The sequence below is a fragment of the Kribbella sp. CA-294648 genome, from assembly GCF_050943845.1.
Taxonomy (GTDB): Bacteria; Actinomycetota; Actinomycetes; order Propionibacteriales; family Kribbellaceae; genus Kribbella.
Genome location: NZ_CP191981.1, coordinates 8731906 through 8751404 on the forward strand (window position 1 = coordinate 8731906; position 19499 = coordinate 8751404).

The 19499-nt window shown below is 68.9% G+C and carries 18 protein-coding genes; 11 read left to right on the top strand and 7 right to left on the bottom strand.

Annotated elements, in window-relative coordinates:
• Positions 1-70 precede the first annotated feature (70 nt).
• Positions 71-703 carry a hypothetical protein gene (locus ACQPYM_RS41725; RefSeq protein ID WP_433012823.1) on the bottom strand — a complete coding sequence of 211 codons (633 nt, stop codon included), beginning with the start codon at positions 701-703 and terminating at the stop codon, positions 71-73.
• Positions 704-756: 53 nt separating this feature from the next.
• Here ACQPYM_RS41725 and ACQPYM_RS41730 point away from each other — a divergent pair, with 53 nt between their 5' ends.
• Complete coding sequence (locus ACQPYM_RS41730; RefSeq protein WP_433012825.1) at positions 757-1569, top strand: aminotransferase class IV; 813 nt, start codon at positions 757-759, stop codon at positions 1567-1569.
• Here the strand turns inward: ACQPYM_RS41730 and ACQPYM_RS41735 are convergent.
• Positions 1566-2987, bottom strand: coding sequence for a CCA tRNA nucleotidyltransferase (locus ACQPYM_RS41735; RefSeq protein WP_433023495.1), 1422 nt, complete (start codon positions 2985-2987; stop codon positions 1566-1568). The two genes, ACQPYM_RS41730 and ACQPYM_RS41735, sit on opposite strands and share 4 nt — an antisense overlap.
• A 228-nt stretch (positions 2988-3215) precedes the next feature.
• On the opposite strand from ACQPYM_RS41735, the gene ACQPYM_RS41740 reads away from it, so the two are divergent.
• The 8 genes from ACQPYM_RS41740 (at position 3216) to ACQPYM_RS41775 (ending at position 13331) form a co-directional block, all read left to right on the top strand.
• Entirely contained in the window at positions 3216-5519 is a 2304-nt protein-coding gene (locus ACQPYM_RS41740; RefSeq protein WP_433012827.1) for a hypothetical protein, read from the top strand.
• Positions 5512-7167 carry a murein biosynthesis integral membrane protein MurJ gene (gene murJ, locus ACQPYM_RS41745; RefSeq protein WP_433012829.1) on the top strand — a complete coding sequence of 552 codons (1656 nt, stop codon included), beginning with the start codon at positions 5512-5514 and terminating at the stop codon, positions 7165-7167. Before ACQPYM_RS41740 ends, murJ begins: the two co-directional genes overlap by 8 nt.
• Before the next feature lie 173 nt (positions 7168-7340).
• Entirely contained in the window at positions 7341-9011 is a 1671-nt protein-coding gene (locus ACQPYM_RS41750; protein WP_433012831.1) for a protein kinase family protein, read from the top strand.
• Entirely contained in the window at positions 9008-9721 is a 714-nt protein-coding gene (gene sigM / locus ACQPYM_RS41755; RefSeq protein ID WP_433012833.1) for an RNA polymerase sigma factor SigM, read from the top strand. The genes ACQPYM_RS41750 and sigM overlap by 4 nt, the downstream gene beginning before the upstream one ends.
• Before the next feature lie 109 nt (positions 9722-9830).
• Positions 9831-10592: an anti-sigma factor family protein gene (locus tag ACQPYM_RS41760; protein ID WP_433012835.1), complete on the top strand. Its 762-nt coding sequence runs from the start codon at positions 9831-9833 to the stop codon at positions 10590-10592.
• Positions 10593-10770: 178 nt separating this feature from the next.
• Positions 10771-11757 carry a thioredoxin-disulfide reductase gene (gene trxB, locus ACQPYM_RS41765; RefSeq protein ID WP_433012837.1) on the top strand — a complete coding sequence of 329 codons (987 nt, stop codon included), beginning with the start codon at positions 10771-10773 and terminating at the stop codon, positions 11755-11757.
• A gap of 59 nt (positions 11758-11816) precedes the next feature.
• Positions 11817-12134, top strand: coding sequence for a thioredoxin (trxA, locus tag ACQPYM_RS41770; RefSeq protein WP_433023497.1), 318 nt, complete (start codon positions 11817-11819; stop codon positions 12132-12134).
• A 69-nt stretch (positions 12135-12203) separates the two neighbouring features.
• Positions 12204-13331, top strand: a complete 1128-nt coding sequence (locus ACQPYM_RS41775; protein ID WP_433012839.1) for an N-acetylmuramoyl-L-alanine amidase — start codon at positions 12204-12206, stop codon at positions 13329-13331.
• Between the two features lie 123 nt (positions 13332-13454).
• Here ACQPYM_RS41775 and ACQPYM_RS41780 read toward each other — a convergent pair whose 3' ends face one another.
• Entirely contained in the window at positions 13455-15590 is a 2136-nt protein-coding gene (locus tag ACQPYM_RS41780; protein WP_433012841.1) for an MMPL family transporter, read from the bottom strand.
• A gap of 84 nt (positions 15591-15674) precedes the next feature.
• Here ACQPYM_RS41780 and ACQPYM_RS41785 point away from each other — a divergent pair, with 84 nt between their 5' ends.
• On the top strand, positions 15675-16007 hold the full coding sequence (locus ACQPYM_RS41785; RefSeq protein ID WP_433012843.1) for a PadR family transcriptional regulator: 333 nt from the start codon (positions 15675-15677) through the stop codon (positions 16005-16007).
• On the opposite strand, the gene ACQPYM_RS41790 is transcribed toward ACQPYM_RS41785, so the two are convergent.
• Genes ACQPYM_RS41790 through ACQPYM_RS41805 form a run of 4 tightly spaced genes read right to left on the bottom strand, consistent with a single transcriptional unit; the run spans position 16004 to position 17938 of the window.
• Entirely contained in the window at positions 16004-16669 is a 666-nt protein-coding gene (locus ACQPYM_RS41790) for a permease prefix domain 1-containing protein (RefSeq protein WP_433012845.1), read from the bottom strand. The two genes, ACQPYM_RS41785 and ACQPYM_RS41790, sit on opposite strands and share 4 nt — an antisense overlap.
• Before the next feature lie 30 nt (positions 16670-16699).
• Positions 16700-17089, bottom strand: a complete 390-nt coding sequence (locus tag ACQPYM_RS41795; RefSeq protein WP_433012847.1) for a DUF2784 domain-containing protein — start codon at positions 17087-17089, stop codon at positions 16700-16702.
• The gene (locus tag ACQPYM_RS41800) at positions 17086-17745 is read right to left on the bottom strand and encodes a GNAT family N-acetyltransferase (RefSeq protein ID WP_433012849.1); all 660 of its coding nucleotides are present in this window, start codon (positions 17743-17745) and stop codon (positions 17086-17088) included. Before ACQPYM_RS41800 ends, ACQPYM_RS41795 begins: the two co-directional genes overlap by 4 nt.
• Before the next feature lie 16 nt (positions 17746-17761).
• The gene (locus ACQPYM_RS41805) at positions 17762-17938 is read right to left on the bottom strand and encodes a hypothetical protein (protein ID WP_360276937.1); all 177 of its coding nucleotides are present in this window, start codon (positions 17936-17938) and stop codon (positions 17762-17764) included.
• A gap of 207 nt (positions 17939-18145) precedes the next feature.
• Between ACQPYM_RS41805 and ACQPYM_RS41810 the strand changes: the two genes are divergently transcribed.
• Positions 18146-19456 (top strand): PLP-dependent aminotransferase family protein, encoded by a 1311-nt coding sequence (locus ACQPYM_RS41810; RefSeq protein WP_433012852.1) that lies wholly within the window; start codon positions 18146-18148, stop codon positions 19454-19456.
• The last annotated feature ends 43 nt before the right edge of the window (positions 19457-19499 follow it).

Here is a 19499-nt window from a genome sequence, read left to right on the forward strand (position 1 = left end):
ATACTGAGAGGTAATGATGAATCTGTGAAGACCTCAGCGCAACCGATCAGTGACAGTCTGTAGATCGCAGCTAGTCGGGCAGGTCGAGGACGAGGTTGTCGCCCTCTCGGTGGAAGCCGAGTTTCTTGAGGTAGTTGGCTGAGTCGCGCATGCGGGGTGGGGCGACGACCTGGTGGAAGCCGTGGTCGGTGAAGACGTCGCTGCGGCGATAGACGAACTCGCCGGGGGTGAAGTCGCGGTACTCCGGGAGGACGTAGTCGAGGTCGATCTGGGCACGGCCGGAGCCGGCGTCATGCGCCAGGACGACGCCGACGGTGCGCTCGCCGCGCTGGACCAGGAACGCGTACGGGCTGGTCGACGCCTGGCCGGCCGGTGAGGTGAAGGCCGGGTTGAACTTGGCGATGTCCTTGTGGTGCGCGGTCAGCACGTGGCGGAGGTAGGTGTCGGAGCTGTTCACCTCCAGGACGGCGTACTCGTGGTCGTCGTGCCGGTGCCGGAGCAGGCGCCACAGCTGGATGACGTTGATGACGGCCAGGACGGCGTTCATCCCGACCATCGGCCAGACCGGGATGGCGAGGTTGAAGCCGACCAGAATGACGCAGCCGATCAGGTTCAGTACGCGTAACCGGAGGATGCGGGTCTGCAGCAACGACACGACGACGAGCGCCGACCCACCCCACCCGATGATGCTCAAGAGGTCCACGTCGTGAGACTAGACCAGCAGGACGGGTGGACTGCTTGGCTCAGACTGGGCGTGTGACCCACCTCGTGCAGCTGAACGACGCACCGCTCGAGTTCGTCGATCCGGAGTTGCTCACCGCAACCAGCTACGGGCACTTCACCTCGATGCAGGTCCGGGACGGCAGGGTTCGCGGCCTCGACCTGCACCTCGAACGCCTGGACCACAGCTCCCGCGAACTCTTCGGCCACGGCGTCTCCGCCGACCGCGTCCTCGGTTACCTCCGTACTGCGCTCGCCCGGTCGGCGTCCGGCGACGTGTCGCTGCGCGTCACCGCGTTCAGCCGGGACCGGGCCTTCCTGGCCGGCACGCCCGTCGAGCCTGACCTTCTCATCACGACCACAGACCCGATCGAACCCACTGGCGAACCGCCGCGACTCCTGGCCGTCGAGCACGAACGTGCGGCGCCACACCTCAAGCACACCGGGACGTTCTCACTCACCCACGAGATCCGCCGCGCCCGCCTGGCCGGCTATGACAACGCGCTCTTCTACGACCGTCGCGGCCGGGTCTCCGAGGCGTCCATCTGGAACATCTGCTTCGCCACCGACGACCGCATCGTCTGGCCGGCCGCCGACGTGCTGCCCGGCATCACGATGCTCACACTCCAGGCGGGCCTCGACGCCATCACCGTTGCACGTGAAACTGTCGACATTTCACTCAGCGCCGTCAGCGGCTATCGCGCCGCGTACCTGACCAACTCCATCGACCCTGCCCTACCCGTCGCGTCGATCACCACACCGGCCGGCACCACGCAGTACGAGCCGGACAGCAGGTCGGCAGCGCTGATCGCCACCGCCTACGACGCGATCCCACCGCAGAAGATCTAGGAGCGGGAGTTCCACCACTCGAGGAGCTTCTCGCGGGCTGCTTCCTCGCCGAGCGGGCCCTCGTCCATCCGGAGTTCCATCAGGTACTTGTAGGCCTGGCCGACCTCGCGACCGGGCCCGATACCGAGGATCTCCATGATCTGGTTGCCGTCGAGATCGGGCCGGATCGAGTCGAGCTCCTCTTGTTCCTGCAGGTGCTCGATCCGCTTCTCCAGATCGTCGTACGCCGAGCGCAGCGCGTCGGCCTTGCGCTTGTTCCGCGTGGTGCAGTCGGCCCGGGTCAGGACGTGCAGGCGGCTGAGCAGCTCGCCGGCGTCGCGGACGTACCGGCGTACGGCGGAGTCGGTCCACTCACCGGTGCCGTAGCCGTGGAACCGCAGGTGCAGCTCGACCAGCTTGCCGACCTGCTCGATCTGCTCGTTGCTGAACCGGAGCGCCTTCATCCGCTTCTTGGCCAGTTTCGCGCCGACCACGTCGTGGTGGTGGAAGGTCACCTTGCCGTCGCCCTCGAAGCGCCGGGTCTTCGGCTTGCCGATGTCGTGGATCAGCGCGGCGAACCGGAGGACGAAGTCCGGTTCCTCGGTACCGATCCGGGACTCCAGGTCGATCGCCTGCTCGAGCACGATCAGCGAGTGCTGGTAGACGTCCTTGTGCCGGTGGTGCTCGTCGAGCTCGAGCCGCAGCGCGGGCAGTTCGGGCAGCACGTGGTCGGCCAGCCCGGTGGAGACCAGCAGGTCGAGACCGATCCGCGGGTACGGCGAGCAGACCAGCTTGATCAGCTCGTCGCGGACCCGCTCGGCCGACACGATGGTGATCCGCTCGGCCATCGCGGTCATCGCGGCGACCACGCCGGGATCCGGGGTGAAGCCGAGCTGGGCGGCGAACCGGGCGGCCCGCATCATCCGCAGCGGGTCGTCGGAGAACGAGTCCTCGGGCGACCCCGGGGTGCGGATCACCTTGTTGGCGACGTCCTCGATCCCGCCGTACGGGTCGACGAACTGGTGGGACGGGAGCAGCACGGCCATTGCGTTCATGGCGAAGTCGCGGCGGGCCAGGTCGCCCTGCAGGTTGTCGCCGTAGGCAACCTCCGGCTTGCGCGAGGTGGGATCGTAGGACTCGGACCTGTACGTGGTGATCTCGAGCACCCAGTCACCCTTCCGACAACCGATCGTGCCGAAGGCCTTGCCGATGTCCCAGACGTGGTCAGCCCAGCCGGCCAGCAGCCGCTCGACCACGTCCGGACGGGCCGAGGTGGCGAAGTCGAGATCCTTGCTCCCCCGGCCGAGCAGAATGTCCCGCACCGGGCCGCCCACCAGGGCGATCTCGTGCCCGGCGTCGGCGAACCGGCTACCGAGCTCGTCGACGACCGGAGCGATCCGCAGCAGCGACTGGACACCTTGCCGCTGGACAGCGGACAACGATCCGGCAGAGGCTGAGCGGTCGGGAGTAAGGGACACAGGGAACAAGTGTGCCGCTGAGGGGAATGCTCGAGTGACGGGGGTGTCCAGGATGGTGCATCGCAAGGCGGCGAAGCTGCCGCGATGCGGGGTTCATCGTGGCTGCTTCGCCGCCGCCGCGAGGTGCCGTCCTGGGCGCCCCCGGCGCCGAGTAGTCCCCTCAGGGGTGCACTGCGTTACGGTGACGGCGTGTTGAGACGGCGACTGAGGCTGCCTGTGGCCGCGGGTGCGAGCCTGTTGATCGCTGCGTCGGCTGCGGTGACCGCCCCGAACCCAGCGGCGGCAGCGCCCGTCGCGGACGACCCGGTGCAGGTGACGATCGACTCGTTCAGCCCGGCGGCTCCCAAGCCGGGCGACGCGGTGACGATCACCGGCAAGGTCACCAACAAGAGCTCGACCACCTTCGAGAACCCGCAGGCGATCTTCTGTATCGACAGCGAGCGCCTGACCACACCCGAGCAGCTCGCCACCGTCTCGACCGAAGAGGACGTGGCCGGCGACGACTCGTCCTGCGCCTCGCGCAGGCTCCCGGCCGAGTCGACCGCCTACCTGCCCCTCGGCGCCCCACTGGCGCCGCAGGCCTCGGCGCCCTTCAAGCTCGTCGTCAAGTGGAACGAGTGGGGACTCACCGACCAACCCGGCGTGTACGTCGTCGGCGTCGCCTTCCGCGGCAATCCCAGCGACCGCCAGAGCGAGCGGGACACCGCCGGCCAGGCCCGCACCCTGATGCCGGTGATCAGCAAGACCGCCGCGCCGCGCCGGGTGAACACCGCCTTGGCCGTGCCGTTGCGGCACCGGCCGACGCTGCTGGCCGACCATCTCTTCCTGAACGAATCGCTGGCCGAGTCGATGGCACCGACCGGCCAGCTGGGCAGGTTGCTCGCGCTCGGCAAGAAGCAGACCGTCACCTGGCTGGTCGACCCGGCGATGATCGACGAGGCCTTGACGATCACCGGCTCCGACTACAGGGTCGCCGCGGGGACCGGCCGCAGCAAGCCCGGTACCGGCCGGGCCGTGGTCAAGGCCTGGCTCGACGCCTTCAACGAGACGCGCAAGCGAAGCCCCGTCATCCTGCTCCCGTACGCCGACGCGGACATCGCCAGCCTGGTCGCGGCCGGCAAGGCGGCGGACGGGCTGGTCAACAGCGCGCGATCGATGAGCGCGCAGTACCCGCTGGGCAATCCGGTGCCGGCGAACCGGTCCGGGCTCTGGCTCGAGGGCGGTGAGGTCAGCGCGAAAACCCTGATCGGCGGGGCCGTCGGCTTCCCGGGTCTGCGCGGCGACGAGGTGAACATCCTGTCGAGCTCGGGCTGGGCTCCGAGCGAGCGGCCGAAGCTGCAGGCCGGTCCGGTGGTCAACGTGCTGACCCCGACGGGCCCGCGGAAGTCCGTCCGGGCGGTGATCGCGGACTCCGACCTGCTGGCCGGCGGACCCGACCCCGCGACGGCGACTCAGCCACTTCAGTTGCGGCAGCGGTTCGTCGCCCAGACCTCGTTGCTGGCCGGCGCCGGCAAGGGGACGGCGAGTGTCGTCGTCGTACCGCCCAGGAGCTGGGAGGACGACCCGCGGCAGATCGCTGCCGTGCAGCAGGCGATGGCCGCCGCTCCGTGGGTCACCGGGGTGGGGATCGACCAGATCAACGACCCCACACCGCGAGCGGTCGCTGCCCCGGCCGCGCCGGCCGACGTCGCCGGCCTGAGCGACGAGCAACTGGGCAAGATCAAGGAACTGAACCAGTCCGCGAAGACCTACCAGGAACTGCTCAGCACGCCGGGTGAGATCCCGCTGGGCATCAAGCAGGCCATGGTGCGGAGCTCCTCCAGGCAATGGGAGACGTCCCCCGAGGACGCGCAGCGTTTCGTCGACTACCAGCGCAAGGCCGTCTCCACCCTGCTCAAGCAGGTCCGGCTGGTCAGGAACAGCACCAAGGGTCATCAAGAGGCCATCAAGGTGAACCTGTCCGGCAGCAAAGGCAGCTTCCCGCTGACCGTCGAGAACGGGCTGGACGTGTCGATCCGGGTCAAGCTGGTGGTCACCTCCACCGGCAACCGGAACGATCTGAAGATCGAGACGCTGAGCACGAAGATCCTGCTGGCCGGCCAGAAGGGCACCTTCCAGGTCAAGGCGAGCGCGGAGCAGAACGGCCTGATCAACGCCAAGGCGCAGCTGGTGACGCCCGGTGGGAATCCGGTCGGCGATCCGCAGCCGCTGCTGATCGAGGCCGCGCAGTACGGCAGTGTGGGCTGGATCCTGGTCGGCGCCGCGGTCGCGCTGCTGTTCGGTACGTCGATCGTCCGGATCTACCGGCGGGTCCGTTCCGAGCGGCGCAACCCGACCGAGCCTGAGGCGGACGCGCTGCACCCGGAACCGCTGACGGCCGAGGACCTCACCGGTCCGGTGGGCGACGACGCTCCGGCCACCCCCGAAGTACCAGCGCCGGCTGCTTCCGAGCTGGAGAGCCTGAAAGAAGGAGTCGGTACGAAGGATGGCTGACCGCACCCTGCGCTCCGCGGCGGTGATGGCAGCCGGAACGGTTCTGTCACGCCTGCTCGGATTCGTCCGGATCGCCCTGCTCGCGGCCGCCATCGGCACCGCGCTGCGCGGCGACATCTTCACCGCCGCCAACACGATCCCGAACAGCCTGTACATCCTGCTGGCCGGCGGCATCTTCAACACCGTCCTGGTCCCGCAGCTGGTGCGCGCGATCAAGAACCACGAGGACGGCGGCCGGGACTTCACCAACCGGCTGCTGACCTTCGGCTTCGTCGTCCTCGCGGTGGTCACCGTCGGCTGCGTGCTGCTCGCGCCGCAGATCGCCGGGCTCTACCTGCCCGAGGAACTCAACGACCCGTCGAGGGCATCCGAGCGCGCGTCGATGATCATGTTCGTCCAGCTGTGCCTGCCGCAGATCTTCTTCTACGGCGCGTTCGTGCTGGTCGGCCAGGTGCTGAACGCGCGGCGGCGCTTCGGCCCGATGATGTGGGCGCCGATCGCGAACAACATCGTCGCCTGCGCCTCGATCGTCGTCTTCCTGCTGATCTACCGGACCGGCGACACCCCGCCGACGTACTCCGACAACGAGGTGCTGCTGCTCGGCCTCGGCCACACCGCCGGGATCGCGATCCAGCTCCTCGTCCTGCTGCCGTACCTGAAGGCCAGCGGTCACAGCTACGCCCCGAAGTTCGGGTTGCGCGGGACCGGCCTCGGGCAGACCGCGAAGCTCGGGATCTGGACCGTGCTGTTCGTCGCGGTGAACCAGGTGACCCTGGTCGTGGTCACCAAGCTCGCCATCGCTGGTAGCGCCTCGGATGCTCCGGGCGCGAAGGCCGGCCTGTTCGCGTACAGCACCGCGATGCTGATCATCCTGGTGCCGCACGGCATCGTCACCGTCTCCCTCGCGACGGCAGCACTGCCGCAGATGTCGTCGCTGGCGGCCGAGGGCGACGTGACCGAGGTGGCCCGGCTGTCGGCCCGGTCGATCCGGCAGACGCTGGCCATCGTCGTACCGGCGGCTGCCGCGATGATCGCGTTCGCCTATCCGATCGTGACGCTGATCGCCGGCTACGGCGCCGGTAAGAACAACCTGCAACTGATGGCCTACACGCTGATGGCGCTGGCCCTCGGGCTGGTGCCGTTCACCGTGCAGTACTTCCAGTTGCGCACCTTCTACGCCTTCGAGGACACCCGGACGCCGTTCTTCCTGCAGTGCGTGATCGCCGCGACGAACATCGCCGCCGCTGTGATCGGGGTGCGGGTCCTGCTCGACGAGGAGCACCTGCGGTTCAGCGGTGTGGTCCTCGGCGCCGCCTATGCGCTGGCGTACCTCGTCGCCGTCCTGATGTCGCGCCGGGTGCTGGCCCGCAAGGTGCCGCGGGTGGCCGGTGCGGGAATTGGTCTGCCGCTGGTCGCCATGGTGATCGCCGCCGTGGCCGGGGCGGGTCTCGCCCGGGTGGTGCTGTCGCTGATCGGCGCTGCCACCGACTGGTCCGGCCCGCTGGCCGCCGTACTGGAGCTGGCGATCGCCGGAATCGTGATGCTTCCGGTGTACGTCGGGGTGGCCCGGGTACTGCGTATTCACGAGGTCACCGACGTGGTGGCCATGGTCACATCCAAGCTGCCGGGGCGGCCCAAGAGGCCCTGATCGGCTCGCTTGTGCACTCGTGCACCCCTTGTCCGGTCAGCGGGGCATTAGCATGGGGCTGCGATCGGACCGCCAAGCCGCTCGCAACCGCTGTACCGCCGGTTCGGGCCGCCCGACCGGATCCGGAGCGGAGACGCAGGACGACCAGTGCATCGAGGAGGGCGAGAGACACCGTGTCGAACCAGACCGTCAGTCCTGGTGCCCTGCTCGCCGGCCGCTACCGGATCGCCGAGTTGCTCGCGGAGATCGACGGTGCGCGGGTCTGGCGAGCAGTGGACGAGGTGCTCAGCCGAGCCGTCGTGGTGGATGTCCTGCCGGTTGGCGACCCGCGGACCAATCTGCTCTTCGACGCCGCCCGGCGCGCGGCCGCTGCCGCTGATCCACGCTTCCTGCGAGTCCTCGACTGCGACATGCACGAAGGCGTCACGTACTGCGTCCGCGAGTGGGCCGGTGGCCGGCCGCTGGAGCGGATGCTCAGCGCTGGACCACTGACCGGCCAGCAGGCCGGGTGGCTGGCCCGCGAGGTCTCCGAAGCTCTTGAGAACCTGCACCGCACCGGCCACTCGCACGGCTCGATCAGCCCATCCACTGTCGTCGTGACCGACGCTGGGGCCATCAAGGTCGTCGGTCTCGCCACCGAAGCCGCGCTGCGCTCGGCAGGCCCTGGCTCCCCGGAGGAGGACGTCCGTGCGCTCGGGGAGCTGCTGTACGCCTCCCTGACCGGCCGCTGGCCTGGGCCGACTCCCGCCTGGGGTCTGCAGCCTGCTCCGGTGGAGCACGGCCGACTCCTGAGCCCGCGCCAGGTCCGTGCCGGAGTGCCGCGATCACTGGACGACATCACTGACCGGCTGCTCGGCGACCCGCCGCGCCACCACTCCGTACCGATCACGAGTGCCGCCGGCCTGTCCGCTGCGCTGTCCGGGGTCATCGGCAGCTCCCACGAGCCGCCGGCCCAGATGGACGAGACAGTCGCGGTGGCCCGGCAGAACGGCAGTGTCGACGACGCCACCCAGATCGCGCCGGCCATCCAGGCTCCCCCTGCGCTCGACCCGACACCCGCGATTCCGGAGTACCAGCAGAGCGCGTACGCCGAGAACAACGGTCGCGTCGCGGCACAACCGGCGTACGCGACCGCGGCGGAGACCCGGCCGGTGCCCCGGCAGCCCGCGTCCGGCCAGAACGGTCACGGCCGGCGCAAGCCGCCGCCCGACGAGCCGAAGCCGCGCGGCAGCTGGGGCGGCCGGATCCTGATCCTGCTCGCCGTCCTGGCGTTGCTGTCCGTGGTCGCGATGGCGCAGTTCCTGGTGAAGGGCGCCATCAACAAGGACCAGGGCAACGACACCAAGACCAGCGCGCCGCCCGCCACCTCGGCGCCGCCGGCGGCCACCGGCGGACCGGCGAAGATCGTGACCGGCAAGGACTTCGACCCGGAGGGCGACAAAGAGGAACGCCCCGAGGACGTCGTCAACACCTTCGACGGCAAGGCCTCGACGGGCTGGCGGACGATGTCGTACAAGAACCGTCCGGACCTCGGCGGTCTCAAGGACGGCGTCGGCATCATCTACGACCTCGGCGCGGTCACCGACGTCTCGAAGGTGACGGTCAGCCTGGTCGGCGAGGGCACCAGCCTCTCGCTGATGGTGCCCAAGTCGGATCCGAGCGCCTCGGCGCCGGAGATCAGCGGCTGGAAGGCTGCCGCCACGCTCGAGGACCAGGGTGAGCAGGCGGTGCTGACGCCCACCGCGCCGGTCAAGACCCGGTACGTGCTGGTCTGGCTCACCAAGCTGCCGAAGGCAGGCAGCGGGTACCGCGGCGAGATCTCGGAGGTCACGGTCCAGAAATGACCTCCGAAACAGATTCGACACGCGTGACCCCGGGGGCGGCCATCCCCCGGATCGGCTCGCCAGACCCGGTGGGCGGTCCGATGGCGCCACCGCCGGGGTACGACTCGATGGACGACCACGAGTTGCTCAGGCTGCACGTCTCCGGTAACCCGGACACGTTCGGCATCCTGGTCAAGCGGCACCGTGACCGGATGTGGGCCGTGGCGATCCGCACCCTCGGCGAGCCCGAGGAGGCGGCCGACGCCCTGCAGGAGGCGTTCATCTCGGCATTCCGGCGGGCCGACTCGTTCCGCGGCGACGCCAAGGTGACCACCTGGCTGCACCGGATCGTGGTGAACGCGTGCCTGGACCGGATCCGCCGCCGGCAGGTCCGCCAGGCCGATCCGCTGCCGGAGGACGAGGACCGCGCGGCCGAGCTGGCCGGGCCGGTCGAGGAGGACGCCGCCGAGGTTCGCGAGCGCCGGCTCGACGTACTGAACGCCCTGAAGCAGATCAACGTCGACCAGCGCAGCGCGCTCGTCCTGGTCGACATGGAGGGCTACTCGATCGAGGAGGCCGCGGCGATTCTCGGCTGCGCCCCCGGCACGGTGAAGAGCCGGTGCGCCCGCGGACGGGCCCGGTTGCTGCCCCTGCTCCGGCATTGGCAGACGACGCGTGGCGGATCCGGCGTACTGGACAAGACCGCGACAGGATCGGTGGGAACCGAATGAGGCGGCGGCCCGTCGAAGCGGAGTCGCCACCCTGCGACCCCGTGATCGCCGACCGGAGCATTTCACCGATGACCACTCTGCGCACCTCCCGTGAGGAGGCGAGAACCCGATGACCGAATCAGGTCTGCCGACCAGTGAGCACCTCGAGCACCTGGACACGGACACCATCGCCGACCTGATCGAGAACCTGCTGCCTGCCCCCGAGGCCCATCGGGCTCGTGAGCATGTGAAGGCGTGCCCGGACTGCCAGCAGACGTACGACGCCTTGGTCCAGCTGACCGAGGACCTCGCCGACGAGGGTCGCGCGGACATCCCGATGCCGACCCACGTCGCCGAGCACCTGGACGCCGTCCTGGTCTCCGAGTCCGTACTCCGAGCCTCCACCGTCGGTGTGCACTCGCTGGTCCAGTTGCGGGAGGAGCCGCGCCGGCACCTGCCGAAGCTGGTCCTCGCCGCCGCCGGCGTGATCGTGGTCGCGGGGATCGGCGTGGGGGTCGTGATCGCTACCGGGGACCAGGGCAAGGAAGGCGTGGCCGGGATCAATCCGACCGTGCCGACCGACTCGGTCCCGGCGCTGACCAGCGACCAGGTCGGCCCCAACGTGCAGCGCTGGCTGGAGAACGCCAACGGCCCTGTGCTGCACGCCGGCCAGGCCGAGGTCGACTGCGCCCGGAAGTTCGCCACCGATCGGTCCGGTGGTGCGCTTCGGCTGGTCCAGCAGGCCAAGGTCGACGGCAAGCGCGCGACGGTGATCGGTCTGCAGGGTGGCTCGCAACGGGACATCGAGGTCACCGTGGTGACCGGATGTAGCGGGGTGGCCGGGGTCGCGGCGCCGTTCTACGAGACCTCGGTGACTTTGCGTAAGCGATGACCCCTCGGAGTGAGGCGGGGCGTGTCCGCCCGGTGAGGCGATGGCATGCCCCGCACGGCCGATGGGTACGGTGTTGATACATTCCCACCCCACCACCCCGGTCTGGGGGAATGGTCGGCCTCTAGGATCCGTTGAGTACGACGTAATGACCGTCTCGACGACACCGAGGAACGCCTGTATGAGCGAGGCAGCAGTCCGCAACGTCATCATCATCGGCTCCGGCCCGGCCGGCTACACGGCTGCGGTCTATGCCGCCCGCGCCCAGTTGGCGCCACTCGTCTTCGAGGGCTCCGTCACGGCCGGTGGCGCGCTGATGACCACCACCGAGGTGGAGAACTACCCGGGCTTCGCCGAGGGCATCATGGGCCCGGCGCTGATGGACGAGATGCGGAGCCAGGCGGAGCGCTTCGGCGCCGAGCTGGTCGCCGACGACATCGTCGCCGTCGACCTGACCGGTGAGATCAAGGCCGTCACCGACTCCGCCGGCACCGTGCACCGCGCCAAGGCCGTCATCCTGGCGATGGGCTCCGGCTACCGCAAGCTCGGCCTGCCGGACGAGGAGCGGCTGTCCGGCCACGGCGTGTCCTGGTGTGCGACCTGCGACGGCTTCTTCTTCCGTCAGCAGGAGATCGCCGTGATCGGCGGTGGCGACACCGCGATCGAGGAGGCCACCTTCCTGACCCGGTTCGCCGACAAGGTCACCATCGTGCACCGCCGCGACGAGCTGCGGGCGTCGAAGATCATGGCCGAGCGCGCGTTCGGCAACGACAAGATCGAGTTCGCCTGGAACTCCGAGGTGGCCGAGATCAAGGGTGACGACAAGCTGACCGGGATCGTCATCCGGGACACCGTCACCGGCGAGACCCGCGAGCTGCCGATCACCGGACTGTTCATCGCGATCGGTCACGACCCGCGCTCCGAGCTGGTCAAGGGCCAGGTGCGGCTGGACGAGGAAGGCTACGTCCTGGTCCAGAACGACAGCACCCGGACCAACCTGCCCGGTGTGTTCGCCGCGGGCGACCTGGTCGACCACACCTACCGCCAGGCCATCACGGCCGCCGGCACCGGGTGTGCCGCCGCCCTGGACGCCGAGCGCTTCCTGGCCACGCTGGAGTTCGAGGCGACCGCCCTGGCCGCCGAGGCCACCGAGCCCGTCACCGTCTGAGTTCCGACCACCACCACTTCGAGCAACAACCCGTTAAGGAGATCGCCGTGGGCGAGAAGATGAACGCAGTGACCGACGCCGAGTTCGACGCGACCGTGCTGAAGAGCGACAAGCCGGTCCTGGTCGACTTCTGGGCCGAGTGGTGCGGTCCGTGCCGTCAGGTCTCGCCGATCCTGGAGGAGCTGGCCGGCGACCACAGCGACAAGCTGACGTTCCTGAAGATGAACGTGGACGAGAACCCGGTCACCCCGAGCAATTACCGCGTGGTCTCCATCCCGACCATCAACGTCTACGTGAACGGCGAGCTGGCCAAGTCCATCGTCGGCGCCAAGCCGAAGGCCGCGCTGCTGAAGGAGCTGGCCGCCTTCACCGGCTGACATCACGGGCTGAGATACTGCTTTGACGTTCCGTGAGGGACGTATTCCGCCGCACGGCAAGGAGCATTGATGGCAGCCTCCCAGGGCATCTACCGAATCGGCGACAGCGGTGAGGCCGTTGCCGAGATCATCGGAAAGCTTCAGCGGCTCGGGCTGCTGGAGCCGGGTAGTCGCTCCGTCTACGACGAAGCTACCGCCAATGCCGTGCGGGGGTTCCAGCAGCAACGCGGACTGATGATCGACGGCATCGTCGGTCCGCAGACGTACCGTGCGATCGACGACGCACGTTGGCGGCTGGGCGACCGGCTGCTGACGTACGTCGTCTCGCATCCGCTCACCGGTGACGACGTCCAGGCGCTGCAGGCGAAACTGCAGGAGCTGGGCTTTGCGGTCGCACGCGTGGACGGCATCTTCGGAGCGGACACCCAGCGCGCGGTGACCGAGTTCCAGCGCAACATGGGCCTGCCTGCCGACGGCACGTGCGGCCCGTCCACCTTCAAGGCACTGCAGCGGATCCGCCCGATGGCGACCGGTGGCCGGCCCGACGCGTTGCGGGCCTCCGAGGCTGTTCGTGCGGCCGGCCCGCGACTGTCGGGCAAGACCGTCGTGATCGACCCCGGACACGGTGGCTTCGACTACGGCTGGGAGGGCTTCGGGCTGCGCGAGTCCGACGTCGCCTACGACCTGGCTTCCCGGATCGAGGGCCGGCTGGGCGCGACCGGCGTACGGGCTTATCTGTCGCGCGGGCGGGATCAGGGGCCGGACGAGTTGGCCCGGGCTGCGTTTGCCAACGAGACGGACGCGAACCTGTGCGTTTCGTTGCACACCGACGGTTCGATGAACCCCGAGGCGCAGGGCGTCGCGACGTACTACTACGGCACCGACCTGCACGGCGCCTCGTCGAGCGTGGGCGAGCAGTTCGCCGGGCTGGTGCAGCGCGAGATCGTTGCTCGCACCGACCTGCTGAACTGCCGCACTCACCAGAAGACCTGGGACCTGCTGCGCCGTACCAAGATGCCCGCGGTACGGCTGGAAATCGGCTACGTGACGAACCCACACGACGCGTCGCGGCTGGCCGACCCGGCCTTCCGGGACGTGATCGCCGAGGCGATCGTGGTCGCGATCCAGCGCGTCTACCTACCACCGGAACAGGACGCGGCAACAGGAATGCTGCGCCTCGGGCAGCTCACGGTCTGAGCTTCGCAGCACTTGAAGGCTTAAGCGTCCGGCATCGGCGGCCAGGACGTGAACGTCACCTGGTACTACCTGTAAAGCTCTGTGGGCGGGCTGCGCATCGCAGCCCGCCCACAGAGTCTCCGCTCAGACGGACTCCCGCTCCTTCTCCGCCGGTACTGCGTCCGTCGGCTCCTCGCGCTCGAGGGCGATTGCCGGGAGCAGGCGGTCGAGCCAGCCCGGAAGCCACCAGGCGCTGGGGCCCATCAGGCGCAGTACGGCGGGCACGATCACGCAGCGGATCAGCAACGCGTCGAGCAGGACGGCGACCGCCAGGCCGAGACCGAACTGCTTCAGCATCCGGTCCGGGCTGAGCAGGAAGGCGCCGAAGACGACGATCATGATCGCGGCCGCCGCGGTGATCACGCTGCCGGTGTTCGCGAGCCCTTCCCGAACAGCTTCCCGGGCATCGCCGGTCCGTCGCCATTCCTCGTGCACCCGGGAGATCAGGAACACCTCGTAGTCCATCGACAGGCCGAAGACGATGGCGAAGATCATCACCGGGACGAACGCCTCGATCGGCCCTTCCTGCGCACCGAACCAGCCGTGCTGGAAGACCAGCGTGATGACGCCGAGCGAGGCGCCGATGCTGAGCAGGTTGAGGACGGCGGCCTTGAGCGGAATCAGTACCGACCGGAACACCGCCGTCAGCAGCAGGGCCGACAACCCGACCACGATGAGGACGAAGTACGGCAGCCGGTTGCTCACCGCACCGGCGAAGTCGTCAGCCGCCGCGGTCGACCCACCGACCAGGTACGTCGCGTTGGTCTGGCCGGCCAGTTGCGGCAGCGTCTCCTCGCGCAGTCGCTGGACCAGCTCACTCGTCGCCTCGTCCTGCGGCGCCGACTTCGGGAACACCAGCACGGTAGAAACCTTGCCGTCGGCAAGTTGTTGTGGCGGCGTCACCGCGGCGATGCCCGGATCCGTTGCCAGCTTGGCGTTCAGGGCCTGCGCCGCCGCCGGCGATCCGTCCGCGACGACGATCAGCGGACCGTTGAAGCCAGGGCCGAATCCCTTCGCCAGCAGGTCATACGCCTTGCGGCTGGTCTTGGCCGGGTCGTCCGTCCCGGCGTCCGCGAAGCCGAGCCGCAGGTCGAGCGCCGGGAGGCACAGCGCAACCAGGGCAGCGGTTCCGAGCACCAACGGGATCCACGGACCGCGCTGGACGATCGTCGCGAGCTTGCGCCAGCCGTCACCCGGGTGCCGCCGCGACTTGGCCGCGTGCTTGCGAACACTGCGCTCGATCCGCTTGCCGAACAAGGTGAGCAGCGCGGGCAACAGACTCACGGCCGCCAGCATGGTCATCAGCACCGTGACGGTCACGCCGAGCGCGAGGCCTTGCAGCGAACCAAGTCCCAGCGCCAGCAGGCCGAGCAGAGCGATCACCACGGTGCAGCCTGCGAAGAGGACCGAGCGGCCGGCTGTGTCGAGTGCGATCCGGCTTGCCTGCGGTCGTTCGGCTCCCTTGAGCAGCTCGCTGCGGTACCGCGAGAAGATCAGCAGCGCGTAGTCGATACCGACACCGAGACCGACCAGCATCATCACCGGAGCGGTGTAGTCGGGGATCGTGAAGATGTGAGAAGCCAGCACCAGCAGGCCTAGTGTGCTGCCGACGGCGAAGACGGCGGTCAGCAGCGGAAGGCTGGCGGCGAGCAGCGAGCCGAAGAGGAAGACCAGAATCACCAGCGCCGCAAGGATTCCCGCGCCTTCCGACGCGCCGCCACCGCTCTCCTGAGCCTCCCGGACCAGGTCGCCGCCCAGCTCGACCTGCAGGCCGTCCCCTGCGATCTCCTGTGCCTTGTGGATGATCGACCGGACGTCCTCGGCCGGCATGTCCGCCGCCGGCACATCGAGCTGGACCGTCGCGTACGCCGTCCTGCCGTCTGTCGACAGAGAGCCATTCGCGGTGAACGGGTCGGCGACGCCACTCACGTGCGGCAGCTTCCCGACCTCCGCCAGCATCCCGCCGATCCGGCTCTTCTCCGCCGCCAGCCCGCTCTCGTCGTGCAGCACGATCTGAACCGACTCGGTCGCACCCTGCGGCTGGTGCTCGGCAAAGGTGTCGATCACTCGCTGCGAGTCCGTGCCCGGCAGCGAGTTGTCGTTCTTGTAGGCATCGCCGACCAGCGCCGACCCCGCCGACACCGCGACCAGGGCCACCACCCACAGCGCGACCGCCAAGCCCGCCCGGCGCATCGCCCAGCCCGCCACCCGATGCAACATCTCGGATCCTTTCGTGCGCGTCTACATGTAGCGGATCTACATGTTGTCTAGCGACGGTAACACGCTTATGAGTAGACTGCCTACATGAAGGCGGATGCGCTGCGCGGGCACCTGGACCCGATGATCCTGGCGGTGGTCGAGTCGGAGCCGCTGCACGGTTACGCGATCATGGAGGCGCTGCTCGAGCGCAGCGGCGGCGAGCTGGACCTGCCGACCGGCACGCTCTACCCGGCGCTGCGGCGACTGGAGCGGGCCGGCTACCTGGCCAGCGAGTGGAGCACCGTGGGCGGCCGCAAGCGGCGTACCTACCAGCTGACGTCAGCCGGCGAGAAGATGCTCGCCACCGGCAAGTCCGAGTGGGCGACCTTCCGCGCGGTCGTCGAAGGCGTCCTGCAGCCGAGACCCAAGCAGGCTTAGGCCAGGCGGAGGCAGCGGTGGGCTGCGCGGCCGACGAGTAGTAGCGGGGCGATGACGAAGCCGACGACCGCAGCGAGTCCTGCGGCGCCGTTGCCGTCCACCGTCGCGCTGGTGGCGGCGAGCAGCAGCCCGATGAGGCTCACCGCAGCACAGCTCGCCAGGGCGAACCGCGCCGTCAGCTTGGTCGCCTGGTCGCGGACCACGGGAAGACGCAGCCCGATCCCGGTGGCGACCAGGGCAAGAACACTGCCCGCCATCGACACCATTCCGACCAGCTGCACCAGTTGATTCAGGAGGAGAACGAGCGGACTGGTCGACACCGGGTCCTGGTTCCAGCTCCAGACGCCTTCCAGCCACACGATCGGCTGCGCCAGGAGGACGGTCACCAGCAGGACCGCAGTACGGCGTCCCTGGGCGATCGCCAGCTCTGACCGGTACCCCGGTACGACCTCGTCCAGGTCGCCGAAGTCGGCCACCGCCCGCTCAGCCGCCTCGCGGGGACCGAACCCGTCGGCTTCGTAGGCCTCCGTGGCGTCGAGCAGGTGGTCCCGGGCCTCGGCCAGCAGGTCGGCCTTGCGGCGGCGCGGTCCCAGCAGGGCGCGACTCAGACCGGTCAGGTACTGCTCGACCGGGTCCTGGAGGAGGGTTCCGTGGCTGGGCACGGCTACAAGTATGGGGACTTCAGCCCGGAATCACGTCCGGGACTCCACTGAGCCTTCCCTGGTTCGCCGGCTGCGCCGACTGACGAAGTACAGGCCGATGTAGGAGATCACCAGCAGGGCGAAGCCGACGATCTCGGCCAGCCAGGTGTAGCCCTCCGGCCAGATCGTGCCGTCGAGGTAGTGGTTGATGTAGCCGCCGGCGTACGGCTCCTCGCCGCCCTTGCGCATCCAGTGCTTCTCCACGCCCGTCACCGGGCACTCGAAGTCGAGGAGGACGATCGTGATGTTCCAGAGGCCGACCGCCAGATGGGCCCAGATCACCCGCCGCCACTTCCAGGCCAGGAAGCCGCCGATCACGAAGAACAGCAGAAACGCGCCGTGCAGGATCATCATCCCGTCGGCCAGCAACCGGTAGATCATGGCAGCTCCGTCCCGCGCTTGACCGTGTCACGGACCGCGGCCGGGGCCGGCCGCGCTGGTTCGGGCCGGATCGCGCCCATCAGGCGTTCGAGCGCGGCCTCCATCTCGGTGCGCCAGGTGACGGCCGAGCGGAGATCGAGCCGCAGCCGTGGATTGCGCGGATGATCCCGTACTACGGCGAACCCCACCGCCTGCAGGAAGTCGGTCGGCCAGACGCAGCCCGGCCCGTCCCACCGGTTGTCGCCGAACGCCTCCACGGCCCGGAACCCGCGCTTGAGCACATCCTTCGCCACGGCCTGGACCAGGATCTTGCCGAGCCCCATCCCGAGGTACCGCGGCAGAATCCGCCCAGTCGCCAGTACTACGGCGTCTGGGCTGACGGGAGCGGTCGGGAAGGCCTGGATCCTGGGGAGGTACGCAGCAGGCGCGTAGAGCGCGTAGCCGGCCGGAGAGTCGTCGACGTACAGGACGACGCCTGCTGTGCCCCAGTCGAGCAGCAGCTGGGAGAGCCAGGCCTCCTTCTCCAGCGGGGTGCCGCCGTTGCGGCTCGCCTGCCGCGCCGCGACGGGATCGAGCTCCCAGAACACGCAGGAGCGGCAGGGCACCGGCAGCTCGTCGAGATTCGCGAGCGTGAGCGGTTCCAGCCGTCGTGCCATCAGAACATCCGCTGGCTCACCGGGCGGCCGGCGCCGGCGTCCGGGCGCCGGGGGTCTCGGCCGCCTCGGGGGCGACGTAGCGCTGTTGCACCTTGGCCGCGGGTTGCCGTCTGAAGAGCTCACCCGCGAACCCGGCGAGTACGCCGAGCAGTAGTCCGCCGAGCGTCCATCCGAACGCCTTGCCCACGCTCATCCGATCCTGCCTTCCGCAGCACTCCAGGTGGTGCCGAGGACCGGTGACCGTCTCAGCCACCAGTCGGCACCATGGTCGAAGCTGCCCCTATAAGGCATGGTAGTGAGAGGTTGCACCGATCCACAGCCCGGGCGCGCCCGGCTTGTTCGGCGTAGCCTTGGTGCCTTCCCCGGCATGCCCCTCGTCGCCTGTTCTTGGAGTTGCTCCGTGAGTGCTGACCTGCCCGATGTCCGGCAGACCCGTCTCGACAACTACGTCGACCGGTACGCGGCACGGACCAAGGGCATGACGGCGTCCGAGATCCGGGCGCTCTTCTCGGTGGCCAGCCGCCCCGAAGTGGTCTCACTCGCGGGCGGAATGCCCAATATTGCAGGGCTTCCGCTCGATGTGGTCGGTGGTGCCGTCCGCGACCTGGTGGTCGACCACGGCTCGGTCGCGATGCAGTACGGCTCCGGCCAGGGCGACCCGACCCTGCGCGACCAGATCTGCGACGTGATGCGGATCGAGGGGATCGACGCCCATCCGGACGACGTCGTGGTGACCGTGGGGAGCCAGCAGGCGGTCGACCTGGTCACCCGGGTGTTCTGTGATCCGGGCGACGTGGTGATCTGCGAAGCCCCGTCGTACGTGGGTGCACTGGGTGTTTTCCGGGCTTATCAGTGTGAGGTCGTTCACGTCGCGATGGACGACGACGGCGTCGTACCGGAGGCGCTGGAGCAGGCGATCGCCACCGTCCGGGCGGCCGGCAAGAAGATCAAGTTCTTCTACACGATCCCGAACTTCCACAACCCGGCCGGTGTCTCGCTGGCCGACTCGCGCCGCCGCAAGGTGCTGGAGATCTGCCAGCGGGCCGATCTGCTGATCCTCGAGGACAACCCGTACGGGCTGCTCGGGTTCGACGGCGGGCCGAAGCGCGCGCTCCGGGCCGACGATCGCGAGGGGGTCATCTACCTCGGGTCGTTCTCCAAGACGTTCGCTCCGGGGTTCCGGGTCGGCTGGGCGGTGGCGCCGCACGCAGTACGGGAGAAGCTGGTGCTGGCGCAGGAGTCGGCGACCTTGTGTCCGCCGGTGTTCAGCCAGCTCGCGATCTCGTCGTACCTGAGCCGGCACGACTGGCTCGGTCAGGTGAAGCAGTTCCAGGAGATGTACCGCGAGCGGCGGGACGCGATGCTCGCGGCGCTCGCCGACAAGATGCCCGCGGCAACGACATGGACCCGGCCCGGTGGTGGGTTCTACGTCTGGCTGACCCTGCCCGACGGGCTCGACGCGAAGGCGATGCTGCCACGAGCGGTGACCGCGCGAGTCGCTTACGTGCCCGGGACGGCGTTCTTCTCGGACGGCTTCGGCTCACAGTGCATGCGGCTGTCCTACTGTCATCCGACGCCGGAGCGGATCACCGAAGGGGTCGCCCGGCTCGCCGCGGTGATCAACGAGGAGCTCGAACTCCGGCAGACGTTCGGCCCGTTGAAGCCTGGCGCCGGCCGCGACTACGACGCTCCGGGTCCGGAGCTTAGCTAAAGGTTTACCGGGCTCCCGAGGGATCGGCCCGCGGGTAGCGGTA